This window comes from Bifidobacterium sp. WK012_4_13 (assembly GCF_041080835.1).
Classification (GTDB): Bacteria; Actinomycetota; Actinomycetes; order Actinomycetales; family Bifidobacteriaceae; genus Bombiscardovia; species Bombiscardovia fermentum.
The window spans coordinates 1755672-1774651 of the sequence record NZ_CP129683.1; the positions used below are offsets into that span (position 1 = coordinate 1755672).

Annotated in this window: 9 protein-coding genes; 8 read left to right on the forward strand and 1 reads right to left on the reverse strand. The window is 55.4% G+C overall.

The genetic code is table 11. The features are described from left to right. The first annotated feature begins 248 nt into the window (after positions 1–248). From QN062_RS07070 to ilvC, 6 genes are all read left to right on the forward strand, one after another. Positions 249–6923, forward strand: coding sequence for a DUF5979 domain-containing protein (locus tag QN062_RS07070; protein ID WP_369341127.1), 6675 nt, complete (start codon positions 249–251; stop codon positions 6921–6923). After that, positions 6881–7510 (forward strand): DUF5979 domain-containing protein, encoded by a 630-nt coding sequence (locus QN062_RS07075; RefSeq protein WP_369341128.1) that lies wholly within the window; start codon positions 6881–6883, stop codon positions 7508–7510. The genes QN062_RS07070 and QN062_RS07075 overlap by 43 nt, the downstream gene beginning before the upstream one ends. Before the next feature lie 247 nt (positions 7511–7757). Then, on the forward strand, positions 7758–8939 hold the full coding sequence (locus QN062_RS07080) for a LacI family DNA-binding transcriptional regulator (RefSeq protein WP_369341129.1): 1182 nt from the start codon (positions 7758–7760) through the stop codon (positions 8937–8939). A 253-nt stretch (positions 8940–9192) separates the two neighbouring features. Next, on the forward strand, positions 9193–10713 hold the full coding sequence (gtfA, locus tag QN062_RS07085; RefSeq protein WP_369341130.1) for a sucrose phosphorylase: 1521 nt from the start codon (positions 9193–9195) through the stop codon (positions 10711–10713). Positions 10714–11392: 679 nt separating this feature from the next. Further along, positions 11393–12688 (forward strand): MFS transporter, encoded by a 1296-nt coding sequence (locus QN062_RS07090; protein WP_369342570.1) that lies wholly within the window; start codon positions 11393–11395, stop codon positions 12686–12688. Between the two features lie 340 nt (positions 12689–13028). Beyond that, complete coding sequence (ilvC, locus tag QN062_RS07095; protein ID WP_369341131.1) at positions 13029–14084, forward strand: ketol-acid reductoisomerase; 1056 nt, start codon at positions 13029–13031, stop codon at positions 14082–14084. Between the two features lie 413 nt (positions 14085–14497). On the opposite strand, the gene QN062_RS07100 is transcribed toward ilvC, so the two are convergent. Further along, on the reverse strand, positions 14498–16084 hold the full coding sequence (locus QN062_RS07100; protein ID WP_369341132.1) for an amino acid permease: 1587 nt from the start codon (positions 16082–16084) through the stop codon (positions 14498–14500). 392 nt (positions 16085–16476) lie between these two features. Here QN062_RS07100 and QN062_RS07105 point away from each other — a divergent pair, with 392 nt between their 5' ends. Then, positions 16477–16998: a MarR family winged helix-turn-helix transcriptional regulator gene (locus QN062_RS07105; RefSeq protein WP_369341133.1), complete on the forward strand. Its 522-nt coding sequence runs from the start codon at positions 16477–16479 to the stop codon at positions 16996–16998. A gap of 167 nt (positions 16999–17165) precedes the next feature. Beyond that, the gene (locus QN062_RS07110) at positions 17166–18935 is read left to right on the forward strand and encodes an ABC transporter ATP-binding protein (protein ID WP_369341134.1); all 1770 of its coding nucleotides are present in this window, start codon (positions 17166–17168) and stop codon (positions 18933–18935) included. Positions 18936–18980 lie beyond the last annotated feature (45 nt).

Below are 18980 nucleotides of genomic sequence, written 5' to 3' on the forward strand. Positions count from 1 at the left end.
CTACTATAAGTTTTGGGGATGCAGTAGACTTTTCAAAGAATCTGTTATTTGGGGTAACAGATGTCTTGATGCTGCAATGATGAAGCGTAATAGGGGGAAACATGGCTTTCACTAGGCCAAAATCGAACATGTCAAATTCAGACCGGGAATCCGATTCATGTTCATCAGAGAAACGTGATGCGATAAAACAAACCAAAGCTGGCTTTAGTCTGTGGAAAACAATAGCTTCTATCATTAGCGTTCTGTCAATGGCTGTTGCTGGCTTGTCGCCAATCGGCATAGCCGAGGCTGCCGATTCCGGTGATTCAAGCAACTCTGGCGTGTCAGCTTCGAAGCCATACCTGACAATTCAAAAAAGCGTGGATAACCTTGCGGAAGAGGATCTGACGCCAGGCCAATCCTTTACATATAAAATTCAGCTGAACTGTTCGGAGCAGAATTGCGTCAATGCGCAAATGAGCGACGCCCTCCCTGCAGATCTCAATGGCTTCAAGATCAATTCGGTTGCGGTCACATCGACATCCACGGACCTGGATGCCCAGACTACCTGGACCGAGAATGGCGTGAAACAGGCAGCAACCCCAACGACTGTTGGGAGTGGCACCAGTCTGAGCGTTTCCTTCAACGAGCCCTTCGCGGGAGGAACCGGTCTGAGCGTGGGGACGACTGCATACGTCAACGTGACGTTGCAGGTTCCCGATGACTTCTCCCCGAACGACGTACGGAATGGAAAAACCATAACCAACATCGCGACGAGCAGCGCCGATAATTCAACTGCGGATTCTGACAGCGCCGACATCAAGGTCGTTGCAAAGCAGACGGTCGCAGCCGGAATCACGAAAAGCTGGTCGCCCAGCACGCAGACCACAGATCCCGGAGAGCAATCCACCATCACTCTGACCCCAAGGAACGCCTCGAATGTGACTGTGGACTCCATGACGGTTCAGGACCCGGCTGATTCCACTGCACCAGACGGCGCGACCAGCCTTGATGCCAACAATCCCTTCCGCATAACCGATTTCGACGGCTTTGGAAGTGCCACCCTGCTTCCCGGAGCCTCGAGTGTGCAGATCGATGCCTATGTCGAGCAGAATGGCACATGGACATGGGTCACTGGCGCGCCAGGCAGCTCCTATGCCTTGCCTGCAGGCGTGAGTGACAGTCAGGTCGGCGGTCTGCGCTTCACCTATACGGGAAGCATCGACCCGGCAGCGAGCACGACGATTCCAATCAACGTCACCCAGCGCGGTACGGACAGGAACACCTCAAAGGACATCACGACTCTCACCTCCACGGTGGATAACGTGGCTCAGGCCCAGACCAAGAAAGACGATACGTCGAGCGCAGTCGCGAAGGGTGACGCCAAATTCACGATCACCCCGATAGAGCTTGGAACAAGCGTCGGCAAATCCTTCGCTGCAGGGTCGATTCCTGCCGGCAACTCCACAGTGGCAACGATAAAAGCCACGAATGCAAAGTCTCCCGTCAAGGAAATGAAGATTTCCGATGATGCAGATGGTACCTTCTTCGACCAGAACACGACCTTTGCAGGATTCACGCAGGGAATCGCCTATCCGTCTGGGGCCAGCACGGCGAAGGTCGTCTATCACATGCTTGATGGCAGTGCCGATCAGAGCGTCGACTTCGCGGACGGAGCGGTACCAGCTTCGCCAAGCGGGAACATAGAGGCATTCGACATCATCTTCGGCTCTTCGACCGACAGCATCGTCAGCAACGCGTCTACGACAATCAAATATTCAGTTGCGACAAGCAAGGCCACGGTTGCGGACAATGACTCAGTCATGTTGAACAACTCGGTGACCTCGACCGTCACGATGTCCAACGATCAGTCATCCGACGCAACGAACGATGCGGATCTGAGAGTGGTCAAGCCAGAGATTGGGGTAACCCTTGACAAGAGCATCTCGCCAGCTTCGAACGTCGAGGCCGGAAAGAGCGTCGTTGTCGACCTGAAGTCAACGACGAGTGCAAAGTCCGATTATGTCAAGCCGGATACGATCGTCGTCACGGATTCATGGAACTCGGATACGCCAACGCAGTCGACGAGCGGTTTCTGGAACGCATTCAACCTAAACTCGATCCAGCCGACCCAGCTTCTGAGCGATACGGCGTTGAAGGTCGAGGTCCAGAAATCGGATGGCACGTGGATTACGCTCGATAGCGTCGCCGCGCAGGATAAGACCAGCACATATCAGTTGACCGCTGCACAGCTGAAAGAGAAACTGTCCGACGCTGGCGTGACCTCCGACAGTCTCATCGGCATACGCTTCACTTTCTCAAAGCCGGCCGGTCAGACCTTCGCGACATCGACGATAGCTGAGCCATACATCGGCTTCACTGCGCGCAATGACCTGCGCAAGGCCAAGGCCGACGGCACGACGGCCACAGACACCGTCGACGGCACTTCAAGTTCCGACACGCAGACCGCGACCTCATATCAGAACACGGCAATGACCGAAGGCTCTGGAACCACAGATGACGGTCAGAAAATCACAGGAGACGCCACCAAGAATGGCAGCACTTCAATCATTGCTTATCCTGGTGGGTCCGGCCAGGGTGGAAGCGTTGACATTGCCAAGAAGTGGGATCGCGAAAGCGTTGCCGCCCAATCTTCAGATGTCGCGACGACCAAGCTGAGCTGGCGCGTTTCGGATGGCATGAAAGAGGTCAGCATCGAAGATGGCACGAGCGATGCAGATGTGAGCAGCTCCGTTTTCAACGCATTCAATCTCACCTCCATAAACGGCATCGGAGCTTCATCGACCCCGTACACGAACGGCTGGTATCTCAAATACGACACGATCAGTTCCGTGGAACTGTATTACGCAGGCTCATGGCACACCGTTGCAGCTCCGAGCGGAACCTGGCAGCAGACCGACGGGAGCTTCAAGGGATACAAGCTCTCAGCCGATGAGACGGCGCAGACCACAGATGTCCGCATCACTCTTGTGGATGATGCCGCCGCGGACACTGCGAGAACCCAGGCCTTGCAGAATGGGACTGACCCCTATGCTCCTGAGCCTGGCTCGGGCGTCGTTTCCTCAAGCGGCAATCGTGAGTTCGATCTTGTCTGGACCTTGCGGAACAAGGCAAGGAGCGATGGCAGCTTCATCACCCAGAACAGCGCCTTGAACGTGCAGGACACGAATGGCGTCGTCGACAATGCTGCCACCATCACAGGAACGCCGTCCGACACAGCTGAGTCGTCGGTGAGCGACACGGATGATGACAGGATAACGATCATCGATAACAGCCCATCCGCCGCGCTTAGCAAGACCGAGAAGAGCGATTCGGTCATAGTTCCTGCGGCCGGAACCGTGGATTCAACGAAATATCCTACGAACCAGTATGTTCTGACTGCGGTGAACACATCGGAAACGGACGCATCATACGTAAGAGTCACCGATCCGCTCGCCTGCGCCGATACGACGACCGACGACTGTCTTACGGCAGGAACTGCGGCCGGAGCGACTTCCGACCCATTCATGAGTTCCAGCTACTACAAGGCTGGAACGATCGATGACGCGTCCGTGCCCAACCCGTTCAACGAGCAGAACATCACCAAGGTGACCATAGCCTCGAACACGCCGGCTGGCGCAGTCGACCTGAGCAAGTCGATTGTCTGGCTTCTGCACTACACCCCAGGAAACCTGGAGACAGGAGTGGGAACGTACACAACCACTTCGAGCACGGCGGCTGATGTCAATGCGATGACGGCCTCCCAACTGGCTGATGTCGTAGGTGTCTCAGTCACATTCCAAGGTTCAGACCCGGCCAATAATGGAGGGTCAATTCCCACGGGCGGCCTCAAGGCAGGAAGCAACGTCATGACCGTTACCTTGGACACCCAGGTGAGATCGGCCTTGCGCTCGACCAACGCGGACTTTACCGTTCCGGCCAATGGCACGGTTTCTTCGACCAACAGAGCGCTCGCCCAATCCTACGATCCAGTGACAAATCCAACGACGCAGGTCGGCGATCTGGCAAATGCTGCAGTGCAGTATTCGGCGGGTACGCTTGATATCCAGACGAGCAAGAACATATCCGACGCAGACATTCTGGTGACCAAGACTGACGATCCCCAGACGATTACCCTCAATGCGAATCAGGGCGCTTCGACTGTCTCCCCGAAGGAAGTGGATGTCACCGATGCCCCTGACAGCAATGATGCATCCCAGGGATCCACCAGCTTCTGGACAGATTTCGAATTCACTGGCCTGAGCGGGATCACCTTCCCTGCGGGGTCGGATCAGGTGGCGATTTCAGCCTATCTGCCATCCGGCAGCGATGGAGCGTACTCGTGGGTCTCCACTGCTCAACAGTCGTCCGATTCGGCGCAATTCCTTGTGCCTGTCAGCTCTGCGGATTATTCGAAGATCAGGGGACTGAAGTTCGTCTTCACCAACAAGGCTGGAACGATATTCTCCACCAGCACGCCGAACTGGTCTGGCAGCATTGTCTTCACCGCGGTCATGAGAGCGTCCTTGCAGAAGGATGGATCGTTCTCGGGTGCCACGAACATGGTCAAGGCGCAAAGCGAGGGAGCTCAGCTCACCTCTTCAGAGAGGACGGCAACCGCCGGCATCGCATCGAATCAGGGCCAGCCTTCATTGGCAGTCGACAAGCTTGCAAACAACGGTGTGCGAAGTGCAAGTATCGGCAGCATGGTTCCTTGGGACATAACCATAAGGAACACCGGTAACATTCCGCTGAATCTGACCGGCGTCACCGACACGCTTCCCTCTCAGTTGCAATATACGGGAGCGGGAAGCGGCACACAGGGTGCAGTCGTGTTCACGGCAGGTAAGCTTGCAGACGGCACAGCGGGTTCGCTTTCCACGGATCCTACGCTTGATGTCTCAGATTCCGGGGTGCTGACCTTCACCTGGCCAAAGGGCATGAATGAAATGCAGCCAGGCGAAACGGCCGTCATCCGTGTCTGGCTGGAATTGGAACCAGGCGCAAGCTCCGGCCAGAAGGTCGTCAATACCGTAGATGTCAAGACTCAGCAGACGCTTGACGGCGTATCCGATGCCATCCAGGGCAATGGCACCGGGGCTGTCACCGAAGACACGGACTCGCAGGGGGCCAGCACGAGTGATTACGTCACCCCAACTTCGGGAGAGAACCTATTCATTGCCAAGGGCGTGATTGGCTCGCTGAGTGGAGCGGAAAACATATCGAATCCAAGCCAAACCTGCCTGCCGACCCTTACAGGGCTCGATGGGGAGAAATACTACCGTTCTCCGTGTGTCGCCAACAGCGAGACCAACGGGACGGACCAGTGGATTCTTCATATGGTCAATGCGGGAACGACCAGCATCAAGAAGGCACAGCTCTTTGACCAGCTTCCGAGCACTGATGACAAGTATCTGATTGATTCCTCGACCAGCCGCGGCACGACCTACGATCCCGAGATGATCGACGATCTGAAGCTCTCCGGTGTTCCTGATGGCACCACTCAAACCGTTGAGGTCACGACTGACTCCAACGCATGCGTAGACGCCTGGTCATCGATTCCGAGCGCCGCCAGCGCGTGCGGCGCGAACGAGTGGAGCGCTGCGAATGGTGACACTGATTGGTCCAAGGTCAAGGGAATTCGAATAACGCTCGACTTCACGACTTCCGCACAGAAGGCACTCTTGCCAGGCCAGACCGTCGATGCAAGCTATTCGACCGTCAACGTGCCCAAGTCAGCCGCGAACCCAGACGGGGCTCCGACTGACGTGCCATCTGCGGATCAGTTTGCCTACAACCAATATGGCATTCTGTACACCGGACAGGGCAAGGCGAATAAGTTGGCGACCAACCTGGTCGGCGTCCACCTTCTCACCGGCTCCATCCAGGTCGAGAAGAAGGCCGAAGGCGCAGCTTCCTCATATGCTCCGTCAACGATCTACGCGAACGTGTCTTGCACCATCCCAGCGTCTCCGGGGTCTGATCAGAGCGTTCCTCTGACATTCGGCGACTCGACGACGGACCGCGTCGCCTTGGAGAGGCAGTCGGATGGCACGTACAAGGCGCAGCGCATCTCTGGCATTCCACTTGGCGCGACATGCTCGGTGTCCGAAGACGAGTCGAATGGCACATATGGCGAGACTTCGAAGACCATCAGCGTGAATGGGCAGAATCAGGATGGAGATTCGGCATCGATCGCTGTGGACAAGGCCGACACCTATGCCTCCGACTCGGACTCGCCGAGCAATGATGTCGATGCATCCCAGGTTGCAGCGTTGACGAACAACTATGACTATTCATCGCTGTCTGTGACCAAGAAGCTCGACACGAAGGCCAATGTCGGCAGTTTCGGTCCATTCAAGTTCACGCTGTCATGCAAGACATCGGATGGACAGACCGTACAGTTCGGTGACGGCGACGCAACGACATTCTCTTTGAACGCAGACCAGACCTGGGAGTCTCCATCGGATACTATTCCGGCGAATTCCAAGTGCGTGCTCGAGGAGACCGATTCCGATAACGCCGATTCCTCGGTGCTTACCGGCGACAATGTGAGCACCGACGATCAGGGCAACCAGATCATCACGGTTGGCTCTGAATCCGACAAGGTCACTTCCACGACCATGACGAATCATTATGATGCCGGAACGGTGACGGTCTCCAAGAAGGTCGATGGCCAGGGTGCGGCAAGGTATGGCTCCGGTGACTTCGACTTCCAGATTCAATGCACCTATGGCGAAGGCGAGAGCCAGCAGCAGTTGCTGGACAAGGCATTCACGCTCAAGGGCGGCGAATCTCAGACCTTCGGCGTGATGCGGGCAGGTTCGATATGCAAGGTCACCGAAGTCAGGAATGGCGGGGCCACTTCATCAGCCTTGATCCTGAGAATGGGACAGTCACCGTGGCCAGGCAAAGCGGCGATGATGTCTCGAACGTTCAGGTGAACGTCACCAACAGCTTCGCTTCGAGCGCGCTGAAGATCATCAAGAAGCGCACCGGTGCCGCAGCCGCCTCCCGGGGAGTCGGGCCGTTCACTGCGAAGGTCGCATGCACCTATCTTGCCGATGGGCAGCAGAAGCAGATTTCCCTGGACAACGGCGGAGTCGTGAAGCTATCTGCCGCGAACGGCTATGAGGCAAGCGTCGACGACATCATCAACGGCGCTCAATGCGTGGTCAAGGAAACGGATGATGGCGGTGCTGACTCTTCCTCGATGGATCCGGCGGATGGCAGAATCCAGATGTCCGACGACGCTTCGAAGAATGTGGTCACGATCACCAATGTGTTCAATGCAAAGCCAACGCCTAAGCCAGTGAATCCAAGCAATGGCGGGTCTTCCAAGAATCCGTCGAACCCGAAGTCCCATCAGGCGGGGAATCGCCGTTCTGGCACGAGGCTGGCAAAGACGGGTGCTGCAATTGGAATTGCACTGTCTGCCGCTGCCTTGCTGATGGCAGTGGGAGTCACATCGGTGCTCATTGCCAGAGCGAAGTCGGCCGAAGATCCAACCGATGGAGCGGGGAGCAGGTAGCAATGCCCTGTGTGAGCGAGTAGCCGCACATTTGAGACCATCGGGTCAGCAGTATGAAAATATTGCGGGCCCGATAGTCGTATGTGGAGCAAGGACGAACGATTCTTGGTTGAATGCGCATAATCGTGTTTCATGGCTAATATTGTTACGGAAAGTAACTAATCAACGATGAGCATGCTTGCGGGTTCCGAAATCTGTTACTCAGTGGTGCAGTGGTGTGTATTGGCTTGAAGAAAGAGGCGCGCTAATGGTGGGCATGCGAGATGTTGCACGCGAGGCCGGAGTGTCTCTCAGTACCGTCTCCCTGGTGGTGAACGGCAACGGCTATGTTTCGGACGAGATGCGCGTGCGCGTCGAATCCGCAATGAAGGGTCTCAACTACATTCCCAACGAACTTGCCAGGAATCTCTTTCATGGGCGGACCAATACGGTCGGCGTCATCATGCCCACCATCCAGCACCCGTTCTTCGCGACGCTTCTTGCATCCTTGCAGAAGGCCTTCTATGGGCGCGGATTGCACACCATGCTCTGCTCGACTGCGGATATGGAATCGGGAGAGGAACAGTACGTTGACATGCTTCAGCGCCACATGATGGATGCCATCATCATGGGCGCCCACACCACTCATTCCCAGAATTATTGGACGTCGATCAGACGACCGGTCGTTGCGTTCGACCGCTATCTGGGCTCCGGAATTCCCTCGGTCGGGTCCGATCACGAGCAGGGTGGCGAGCTCGCAGCGATGATGTTCGCCCTTTCCGGAGCCCGCCATGTCGTTGCGCTCGGCGGTCCACGCTCACGCTTCTATGACCTGTCAAGGGTGGGCAGCGAATCGCAGTCTCGGGACGGGCAATCCTCGTTTCCACCCGTCAGATATCAGATAGCCTTCGAGGAAACCCTCGATGCAGCTGGAATTCGCCATGATTACATTGAAATTGACAATCTTGCGAATATGCGCGAATTCGAGAATGCGGCGCGTTCCGTTCTGGAGCGGTTCCCCGATGTGGATGCGATCGTCGCTCCCGATCTTGCTGCGGCGCTGTGCGTTCAGGAGGCATTGCGCAGAGGCTTTGTCCTGCCCAATTCCTTGCAGATCCTTGCCTATGATGGCACTTTTGTTACTGACATTGCCGGGCTTCGCATCACGAGCATCCTTCAAGGGTTCGATTCCATTGCAGAGCGCATAGCCACTCGTACCGTCGAACAGATTGAGCGATATCAGACGCAGAATTCAGGTAGACAAGACGCGTCACGGCGAAGTGCTGATCCCATCATCAAGAGCAGCGACAACGATACGGAGATCATTCCTGACGAAGATGCCGGAAGAATCGGCGATTTGATTCCCATGAGGGTCAAAATTGGGGAAACCACGCTCTGGAACGATGCTATCCACGAACTTCTCGATGGCGCACGCCCTCAGACCGATTGAGCGATTTCAACATGCTTCGAAATTCAGTTTCAGCGACAGAAATATTCGAGATTGCGAGTTTTGCGGCAATGTTGAAGTATAAGCAGAGATTTTTGGCTAGTTGCCGGTCGATATTTCAACGGTTTTGACCCTTGATACTCAGGAATTGCCGCAAAACTCGCAATCTCGATTAGATAAGAGCCGAACACACTGTGTCGAACCGGTTCGATACGATTGTGGAGGCGAACTTTTTACCAATGACGGAGGAGGTCCGATGCTCAACAAGGTGCAGCTCATTACCTATGCAGACAGACTCGGCGATGGAACACTGCAATCACTCACGAAAGTACTGCGAACCAGATTCAAAGACATTTACGAGGGCGTTCATATATTGCCTTTCTTCACCCCCTATGACGGGGCTGATGCCGGCTTCGACCCGATTGACCATACCCAGGTCGATTCGCGTCTGGGCACTTGGAGCGACGTGTCGGAACTGTCCAAGACCCATGAACTCATGGTCGACGCAATAGTGAATCACATGAGCTGGAAATCACGCCAGTTCCAGGATGTGCTTGCCCGAGGCGAAGGATCCCCCTACGCTCCCATGTTCCTCACCATGAGCTCCATCTATCCCGATGGCGCTGACGAGACTGAGCTCGCCGGCATCTATCGGCCACGCCCCGGCCTGCCATTCACCCATTACGACTGGGCGGGCAAGACGCGACTGGTCTGGACGACCTTCACGCCCCAGCAGGTCGACATAGATACCAATTCAAGCGAGGGCTGGGCTTATCTGATGTCGATTCTTGACACGATGGGCAAGTCCGGCGTTACCAACATCCGTCTCGATGCCGTGGGATATGGCGCGAAAACAGCAGGAACCAGCTGCTTCATGACCCCGCAGACCTTCACGCTGATTTCTCGCCTGAGAGAAGAGGCGGCGAAGCGCGGCCTTGAGATCCTCATAGAGGTCCATTCGTATTACAAGAAGCAGATTGCCATTGCAAGCAAAGTCGACCGGGTCTATGACTTTGCACTTCCGCCATTGCTGCTGCACACGCTGTTCACCGGCGACGCGGCTGCGCTGGAAAAATGGATTGCGATTCGCCCTACGAATGCGGTCACGGTTCTCGACACGCACGATGGCATAGGCGTCATCGACATCGGACCAGACCAGCTCGACAAATCACTCCCCGGCCTGATCTCCAACGATCGGGTCAACGCATTGGTCGAGCGCATCCACAGCAACACCAACGGAGAGAGCAAGGCGGCCACAGGAGGAGCGGCGTCGAACCTCGATCTGTATCAAGTCAACTCCACTTTCTATTCAGCCCTTGCATGCGATGACCAGGCGTATCTCGCCGCGCGTGCAGTCCAGTTCTTCGTTCCCGGCATTCCCCAGGTCTATTATGTCGGTGCGCTGGCAGGCAAGAACGACATGGATCTGCTGAAACGCACCAATAATGGCCGTGACATCAACCGGCATTATTTCGATACCACCGAAATCGACCGCAATCTCGAACGGCCGGTGGTCAAGGCGCTCAACGCATTGTGCAGGCTGCGGAATTCACTCGATGCCTTCGATGGTGAGTTCACATTCTCGACGGCGGATGATTCGAAAAAAGTCATTCTGCGCTGGGAAGGCCAGCATTCAACGGCACAGTTGATCTTTACGCCGGCACTTGCTGAAGTCGGCGAGGGTACATCGCCATCGCTTTTGGAACTTACGTGGAGTGATGAAAACGGCGAATATGGCACACATGATTTGCTCGATGATCCGCCAGAAATTGCTTAGGTCTTCTGGAAAGCTTGCAGGAAGGGCTTCATTCCAATGAAAGCTGACATCAATACTGGATGCTGAAATCGCCTCAGCTGTGTCCACATAGTGGACACAGCTTGTCATTCCTCACAGAGCGTCCTACCTTCATAACCAGTCAAGGCAAGGAAGTCAAGAGCAAACGTCTTGATATTTTCAATGAAGGGGGATCACATAATGAGATGCACATCAGCATTCCGCGTTGTGGTTGCCTCCAACATTATTCTGCTGCCGATTCGAATTATTAACCCGTCTATCTTGACGGACTGAATCCAGCACAAGCACTGTTCGGCCTCGTTGAGAAGCGGGGTAGAAAACAGTAGGCGGCGCATTCTAAATTCCTGAGTTTCGTTTCATTCCAAATCGATTCATGGCAATGATTAACAATGGACTGACGAACAGTAAAGTATCCAATATGCGAGATTTGTTTCAATATTTGGAATCACCGCATCGCACATTCAACCTCACATCTCAATGAAGGTCATGGTTACGACTGAAAGTCAGCCGGACCATTAGAAACTGAGGAGATGAAGTGATGACAGCAGTCAATCAGACTGTTAAGCCTGCAGGAAGTACTGCAACGGTTGGCGTTTCAGGCGAGTTTGGCACGCCAGCCACATCTGCAACAAGTCATGCATTCGCCAATCGGCTCAAGTCGATGACCCGCGATTCTGTGAAGACGGTTATTGGAGCGTCGATGGTCGGCACAGCCATTGAGTTCTACGACTTCTATGCATATGGCACGGCCTCGGCGAACTACTTCCCAAAGCTGTTCTTCCCAGAAACCAACGGAACCGTTGCCCTGCTGGCATCACTGCTGACCTTCGCCGTCGCCTTTGTCGCACGACCTGTGGGATCGTTGGTGTTCGGCCATTTCGGCGATCGTCTCGGCCGGAAGGTCACCTTGGTGGTTTCGCTGCTCACGATGGGCTGCGCGACCGTGCTGATCGGTTTTCTGCCGACATACTCTTCATGGGGTGTGTTCGCGGTCGTGGCGCTCTGCCTCTGCCGCTTCGTTCAGGGCATCGGACTTGGTGGAGAATGGTCAGGAGCCGCGCTGGTTGCCACGGAAAACGCTCCTGAAAATCGCCGCGCACTCTATGGCTCGTTCCCAGAGCTCGGCGCTCCGATCGGCTTCTTCCTCTCCAACGGCACGTTCTTTGTACTTGAGTTGTTCTGCACGCCCGATCAGATGATGAGCTGGGGTTGGCGCGTGCCATTCCTGCTCTCATCGGTGCTCGTGCTCGTTGGTCTCGCAGTGCGCGTCACGATGGAAGAGACTCCGGTATTCCGTCTTGCACTCGAACAGAAGAAGGTCGTGAAGGCCCCGCTCGTAGAAGTGTTCAAGAAGAGCTGGAAGCAGGTTCTTCAGGCAACATTCCTGGTCGCCGTCACTTACACGCTCTTCTACACACTGGCAACTTGGTCGCTCGCCTTCGGCACGAAAAGCACGGCGCAGGGTGGCGGTGGACTCGGCTTCACGACGAGTGAATATCTGCTTATGCTCATGGTCTCCATCGTGGTCTTCGCGGTGTTCATCGTGCTCTCGTGCGTCTATGCCGACCGCGTTGGCCGCAAGCGTGTGCTGGTCGCCAGCTCGGTCGCCCTGCTTGTATTCAGTCTGCTCTTCCCCTACCTGCTCATGGCTCATCACAACACCTTCCAGGTCATGACCTTCCTCTGCGTCGGCTTTGCGCTCATGGGCATCGCGTTCGGGCCGATCGGGGCGTTCCTTCCAGAGCTCTTCGAAGCGAATGTCCGCTATTCGGGCGCAGGAATCGGATACAATCTTGCGGCCATCGTCGGCGCCGCATTCGTGCCGACGATAGCGACTTGGCTTTCGACTCATTGGGGCGTGCGCTCAGTCGGCGTATACCTCGCGGTGATGGCGGCGTGTTGCTTGGTATCAGTGCTTTCCTGCCATGAGACCAAGTCGGTCGACTTCGCAAAATAATCCAAGAAAACTTGCTTTGAACGGAGCGATTTCGTGCACTCATTTACAGGATTACGTACGATTCGTACCGTTGAAAAGCGCTCGAACAAGCCCATATGGACATGGAAATCCCAAAAGGAATACCACGATATGTGAGTCGCGGAGCGGTTCGCTAGAAGAGTCGGGTACAATCAAGAGCGGCTACCATAAGACTTTACTTCGGAAACGACCACGCGGGACAAAATCTCGTAGCGTCACACCGACTAGCAGCGACATTCAGTACAAGACAACCAATGGCATGGCAGCAATCTCTAACCTGCCCAAACATGTAAGCATTAACACTACAAGGAGTACATATATAATGGCAGCACAAATCTGGTATGAAAAAGACGGCGATCTCTCGGTTCTCGCGGGCAAGAAAGTGGCCATCATCGGCTACGGCTCGCAGGGTCACGCCCATGCGCTGAACCTTCGCGATTCGGGTGTTGACGTGGTCGTCGGTCTGCGTCCAACTTCCAAGTCCGTTGAGTTTGCCAAGGAACAGGGACTTGAGGTCAAGTCGGTACCGGAAGCGACCGCTGAGGCGGATGTCGTCATGATTCTGGCGCCAGATCAGTACCAGCGCACCATCTGGAAGAATGACATCGAGCCGAACATCAAGGAAGGCGCAGCTGTCGCCTTCGCACACGGCTTCAACATTCATTACGGCTACATCAAGCCCTCTGCAGATCACCCGGTCTTCATGGTCGCGCCAAAGGGCCCAGGCCACATCGTTCGTCGTGAATACGCTGCGGGCCGCGGCGTTCCAGTGGTCGTCGCAGTGGAGCAGGATCCACGCGGTGATGGCTGGGCAATCACGCTGGCCTATGCCAAGGCTCTCGGCGCACTGCGCGCAGGCGCCATCAAGACCACCTTCAAGGAAGAGACCGAAACCGATCTCTTCGGCGAGCAGGACGTCCTCATGGGCGGCATCAACCACCTCGTCGAGACCGGCTTCGAAGTGCTGACCGAGGCTGGCTACCAGCCCGAAATCGCCTACTTCGAGGTCTGCCACGAGCTCAAGATGCTCGTCGACCTCATGAACGAAGGCGGCCTGAACAAGGCTCGTTGGAGCTGCTCCGACACCGCTCAGTATGGCGATTACGTGTCCAAGGTCGTTGACGAGTCCACCAAGGATCGCATGCGCTTCCAGCTCGGCCGCATTCAGGATGGCTCCTTCGCCAAGGAATTCATCGACGATCAGGATGCAGGAGCTCCTAAGTTCAAGGAACTGCAGGAGAAGTACTCCCACGAGAAGATCGAGGAAGTCGGACCGAAGCTCCGCGCCATGTTCTCCTGGAACAAGGGCGAGGCTGCCGATGCCGATGAGGCGCAGTCCTTCACCGGAAAGATCGCCCGCGCACAGGTTCAGGAGTAGTCTGCTGCTCTGCAGCTCTGCGGGGCGTGAACGCTCAGCGTCTGCGGTACCCTGTGTGGGGAACGGATCGTTCCTTAGGAAGCGGGGCGTAGAGGTACGGTTCTGAGAATGCAGCGCTGAAAGCGTGGCGTCGAGCTTATGAAAGAGGGTTTGGTGGTCTGAGTATAACTCAGACCACCAAACCCTCTTTTTTATCTGATTGTTATCCGAATCTTGGGGTTCGGAGATTGGGATTGCAAGTTTTGGGCACTTGCAGAAGTATAAAGCGCAGAAATCGTTGAAGAATCGATCGGGATAAAGCCAAAAAGCGACGGTTATACTTCTGCAAGTGCCCAAAACTTGCAATCCCGGCTGGCAAGAGGCCAATCATCAAGGCTGTGACGGCATTCATTCAGTCTGTGTTGCGCGGAGTGTTAGTATATGCGTCTTGAACCTGGCTCATTCTGCGCCTGAGAACTGCTGCTGCGCCTGCGAATCTCGTACGCGACAAGCAGCACCGCTATCCAGACCGGGCCGACCAGCACCGCTATGCGATAGCTGGGAGAGAGCAGCATCAATACGATGAGCATGGCCAGTGAGACGAAGACCACCATTCGACTCCATCTTGGGGCGGGAAGCCCGAAGCGCAGCCTTTCCAGAGCTTCGTCTCCATGCAAGCCTGCAAGCCCGCCAGGGCCACGCCCCGCGGCAACTGCCATGCGGAAGTGCGATTCGGTGATCACGATCATCGTCCAGTTGATGACTCCTGCGATGGTGGCGACCGACATCAGATAGTTGAATGCGAACTGCGGCCAGAGGAATACGACCACGACTGCAAGCGAAATGATGATTGCGGATGTGAGCACGCCCGCGACGGGGACGCCGTTGCGTGATACCTGGCGGAGGTACCGTGGAGCGTTGCCTTGGCGCGAGAGGGAATACAGCATGCGAGAATTGGCATAGAGGCCAGAATTGTAGACGCTCATGACTGCCGTCAGACACACGAAGTTCAGGATTCCAGCGGCGGCGTGGATGCCGACGGAATCGAAGATCTGCACGAAGGGGCTGATGACGGTTCCCTGGGCGTTGGCCTTGCCAATCAAGTTCCATGGCACGACGGCCATGATAACTCCAAGCGCTCCGACATAGAAGATCAGAATGCGCCAGATGACGCTGTTGGTAGCTTTTGGAATCGTGGTTCGCGGGCTCTCGGTTTCTCCTGCGGTGATGCCCATCAGCTCTGTGCCGCCAAAGCTGAACATCACCACTGGCAATGCCATGAGCAGCCCGGTCCAGCTATTGCCCGATGAATGTTCGATGATGCCGTGTGGGAGGAAACCGCCGCCGATGTCGAACCAATGGGCGAAGGATGCCGCAACGCCATTCGTGGATTTGAGCTGAAATGCAACGATTGCAAGTCCTCCAACGATCATCGCGACAACCGCAACGATCTTGATGATGGCGAACCAGAATTCAAACTCTCCGAACTTGCTCACGCCCAACAGATTCGTTGCCGTGATGAGCACCAGGAAGAATGCCGCCGAAGCCCACGCGGGAATGTTCGGGAACCAGAAGTTCACGAACGAGCCGACGACGGCGAGCTCGACCATCGACACGAGCACATAGTTGAACCAGTAGTTCCAGCCTGAAACGAATCCTGCGCGCTGCGACCAGTACTTGCTTGCGTAGTAGCTGAATGCTCCGGCCGCCGGTTCCTCGGTGCTCATCTCACTCAATGCGCGAACCACAAGAAATATGATGATTCCTCCGGCAATGTAGGCGAGAAGAATCGAGGGCCCTGCTATGGATATCGCCTCGCTTGAGCCATAGAACAGACCGGTTCCAATGGCTCCGCCGAGCGCAATGAGCTGAATCTGGCGATTCTTCAAGGTTCTGCGCAAGGCTGGCTGTTCCGTGCGGATGTGGTCTGCAGATGGAACTGCTGAATTTCCATCGGTGACCGAATCGTCCTGGGCCTTTTCAGGACCGTCCCCATTGCTTTCCCTGGTATTTGCATGCATGTGCATCGCTTGCGCATCCCCTCCGTGCAGTCTTGCCCAAATACTAGTACGATTTGCGCTCGTCTACGTCGGGTTCTTCGAGCAGTTGGACTAAAAATTGGTGAGATTCCGAGTTTTGCGGCAATTACGAAGTAGACATGTCCAAATTGGGCTTAATCTGGTCGGCATCGCAACGATATCGGGGCCTTGTAGTTCGAAATTGCCGCAAAACTCGCAATCTCGGTCTTGGATGCCTCAGAAACGTCGGCATATTGCATGCATGAGTTGCATAGTGAACGTCAGAGTAGCGAATTCTGTGAAAATCCATTGTCTCACGCTGTGAGCAATATATCATCGTTAATAATAAACAGTGTTAGGTATGTGGTATACAGTGTCTTTCGATTGGAGGTGCAATGAGCTTTGCAGATGAGGCATTCGAACAGATAAGACGAAATTTCCGGAGCGCGCACTCCGGAATGATGAAGAAGGCGAACCGAGAGTCGCAGGGCGAACCCTTGATCCTGAGCATTCTCATGCGAAAGGGAGAGCAGACCCCGTCTCGATTGGCCGAGTTCTCGGGCAGCAGTTCGGCCCGCATCAGTGCGGTTCTCGGAACTCTGGAAAAGAAGGGAATGATCACACGTCGGATTGACCCTGATGATCGACGTAACATTCTTGTCTCCATCACGAGTCAGGGAAAGGAACGGATAGAAAACAACCATCGAGAGATGCGCGAAACGCTCACATGGATTTTCGAGCAGATGGGGGAGCAGAAGACGCACGACTTCATGAAGCTGATGAATGAATTCGTCACGTACATGGCACTCACCCAGCCTGGCGAGCCCCGCCCAACGAAGGAACTGGTGCAGGAGTCGCTGAGGAAGGCGCAGGACTCTTTTGAAAAGGAATTCTCTGCCTCGAACGATGAAACCTGACGCAATGCGCGGTATGAGCTCGTGAAAAGCCAGAGCCCAAAGTCCAAAGTCCAGGGCCCAGAGCCCAGAGAACTTCAATCTTTCACTGTCACATAGCAATGCCTGACACACACTTGTAATTCAGAAACCAGGCCAGCATTGGCCTCTCTTAGTCCTTGGAGGACTTCGTGATTCGTATATGTAAATATCTTTCAAAGCTTGAGATCGGGGAACTCATCCTTGGGGTTGCCCTCGTGATCTCACAGGTCTGGTTCGACCTGAAACTGCCCGACTATATGTCCGACGTTACGCGAATCGTCGAGACGCCGAATTCAAAGGTTTCGGAAGTCTGGACGGCGGGCGGCAAGATGCTGCTCATCTCGCTAGGCTCCATTGCGTGCGCCATCGCGACGGGCTTCATCGCAGCCCGGGTTGCCGCAACGTTCACCCAGCGCCTGCGTTCGCTCGAGTTCAAGCAAGTGGAATCATTCTCAACCCAGGAGTTGGGCAATTTCTCGACGGCAAGCCTGATCACTCGCTCGACCAACGACATCACGCAGATTCAGATGTTCATCACGATGGGATTGCTGCTGATCGTGCGCGCGCCTGTCATGGCCGTATGGGCAGTCCTGAAGATCGCTGGAAAAGGTTTCGAGTGGACCGTCGCAACGGGCGTTGCGGTCGCATTCCTGGTCGTTGCCATCGTCATCCTGATGAGCATGGTCGGACCGAAGTTCCGTAGCATGCAGCGGCTTACCGATAACATCAACCTCGTCGCACGCGAGAATCTGACCGGTCTCAGAGTCGTCCGTGCATACAATGCGGAGGACTATCAGGAAGAGAAGTTCGATCATGCGAACGACGATCTGACCTCGACCCAGCTCTTCACCAACCGTGCCATAGCCGTGCTGATGCCGTTGATGAACACGGTGCTCAACGGTCTGATGCTCGCCGTCTATTGGATTGGCGCCTATCTCATCGAGCAGGCGACTCTGGGCGACAAGCTCACCCTCTTCTCGAACATGGTCGTGTTCTCGAGCTATTCGGTGCAGGTGATCATGGGCTTCCTGCTGATGAGCATGGTGTTCGTGCTGCTGCCTCGTGCGAACGTCTCGGCAAACCGCATTCTCGAAGTGCTCGATACCCCGATTTCCATAACCGACGGCACCAGGGATGGTGGCGAACAAGACCTGGAAGGTACGGTGGAATTCCGCAATATGGGCTTCAAATACCCCGACGCCAAGCACAACGTCCTCGATGACATCAGCTTCAAGGTGGACAAGGGCCAGACCATAGCGTTCATCGGAGCGACCGGCTCGGGAAAGTCGACGCTCATCAACCTCGTCCCGCGATTCTATGATGCCTCATCCGGTCAGGTGCTCGTCGATGGCGTTAACGTGAAGGATTACAAGCTCAGCGCACTTCGCGACAAGATCGGTTACGTGCCTCAGGAATCATTCCTCTTCCGAGGAACCGTCGAGTCGAATATCGCCTATGGTGCAAAGGCGGATGCAGTCTCGGACGAAACGAGGGAAGAGGGCGTCAAGGCTGCGGCTTCGATAGCGCATGCAACCGAATTCGTTGAAAAGATGCCAGAAGGATTCGACTCTCCGATCGCACAGTCCGGATCGAACGTGTCAGGCGGCCAGAAGCAGCGGCTCTCGATTGCCCGAGCGGTATGGAGCAAGCCGGAGATACTGATCTTCGATGATTCGTTCTCGGCGCTCGACTTCAAGACTGACCGAGAGGTTCGCGACGCGCTCGCGCGGGAAACGGCCGGCAGCACGGTCATGATCGTCGCGCAGCGCATAGGAACCATAATGAATGCCGACAAAATCGTCGTGCTTGACCAGGGACGCATCGTTGGCATGGGAACGCATAAGGAATTGCTGGATTCTTGCGAGATATACAGGCAGATAGCCGAAAGCCAGCTCAGTGCAAAGGAATTGGTGGACTGATGTCTTCAGCAGATACACAATCACAGAGTCAGCAAGCTCCCCGCA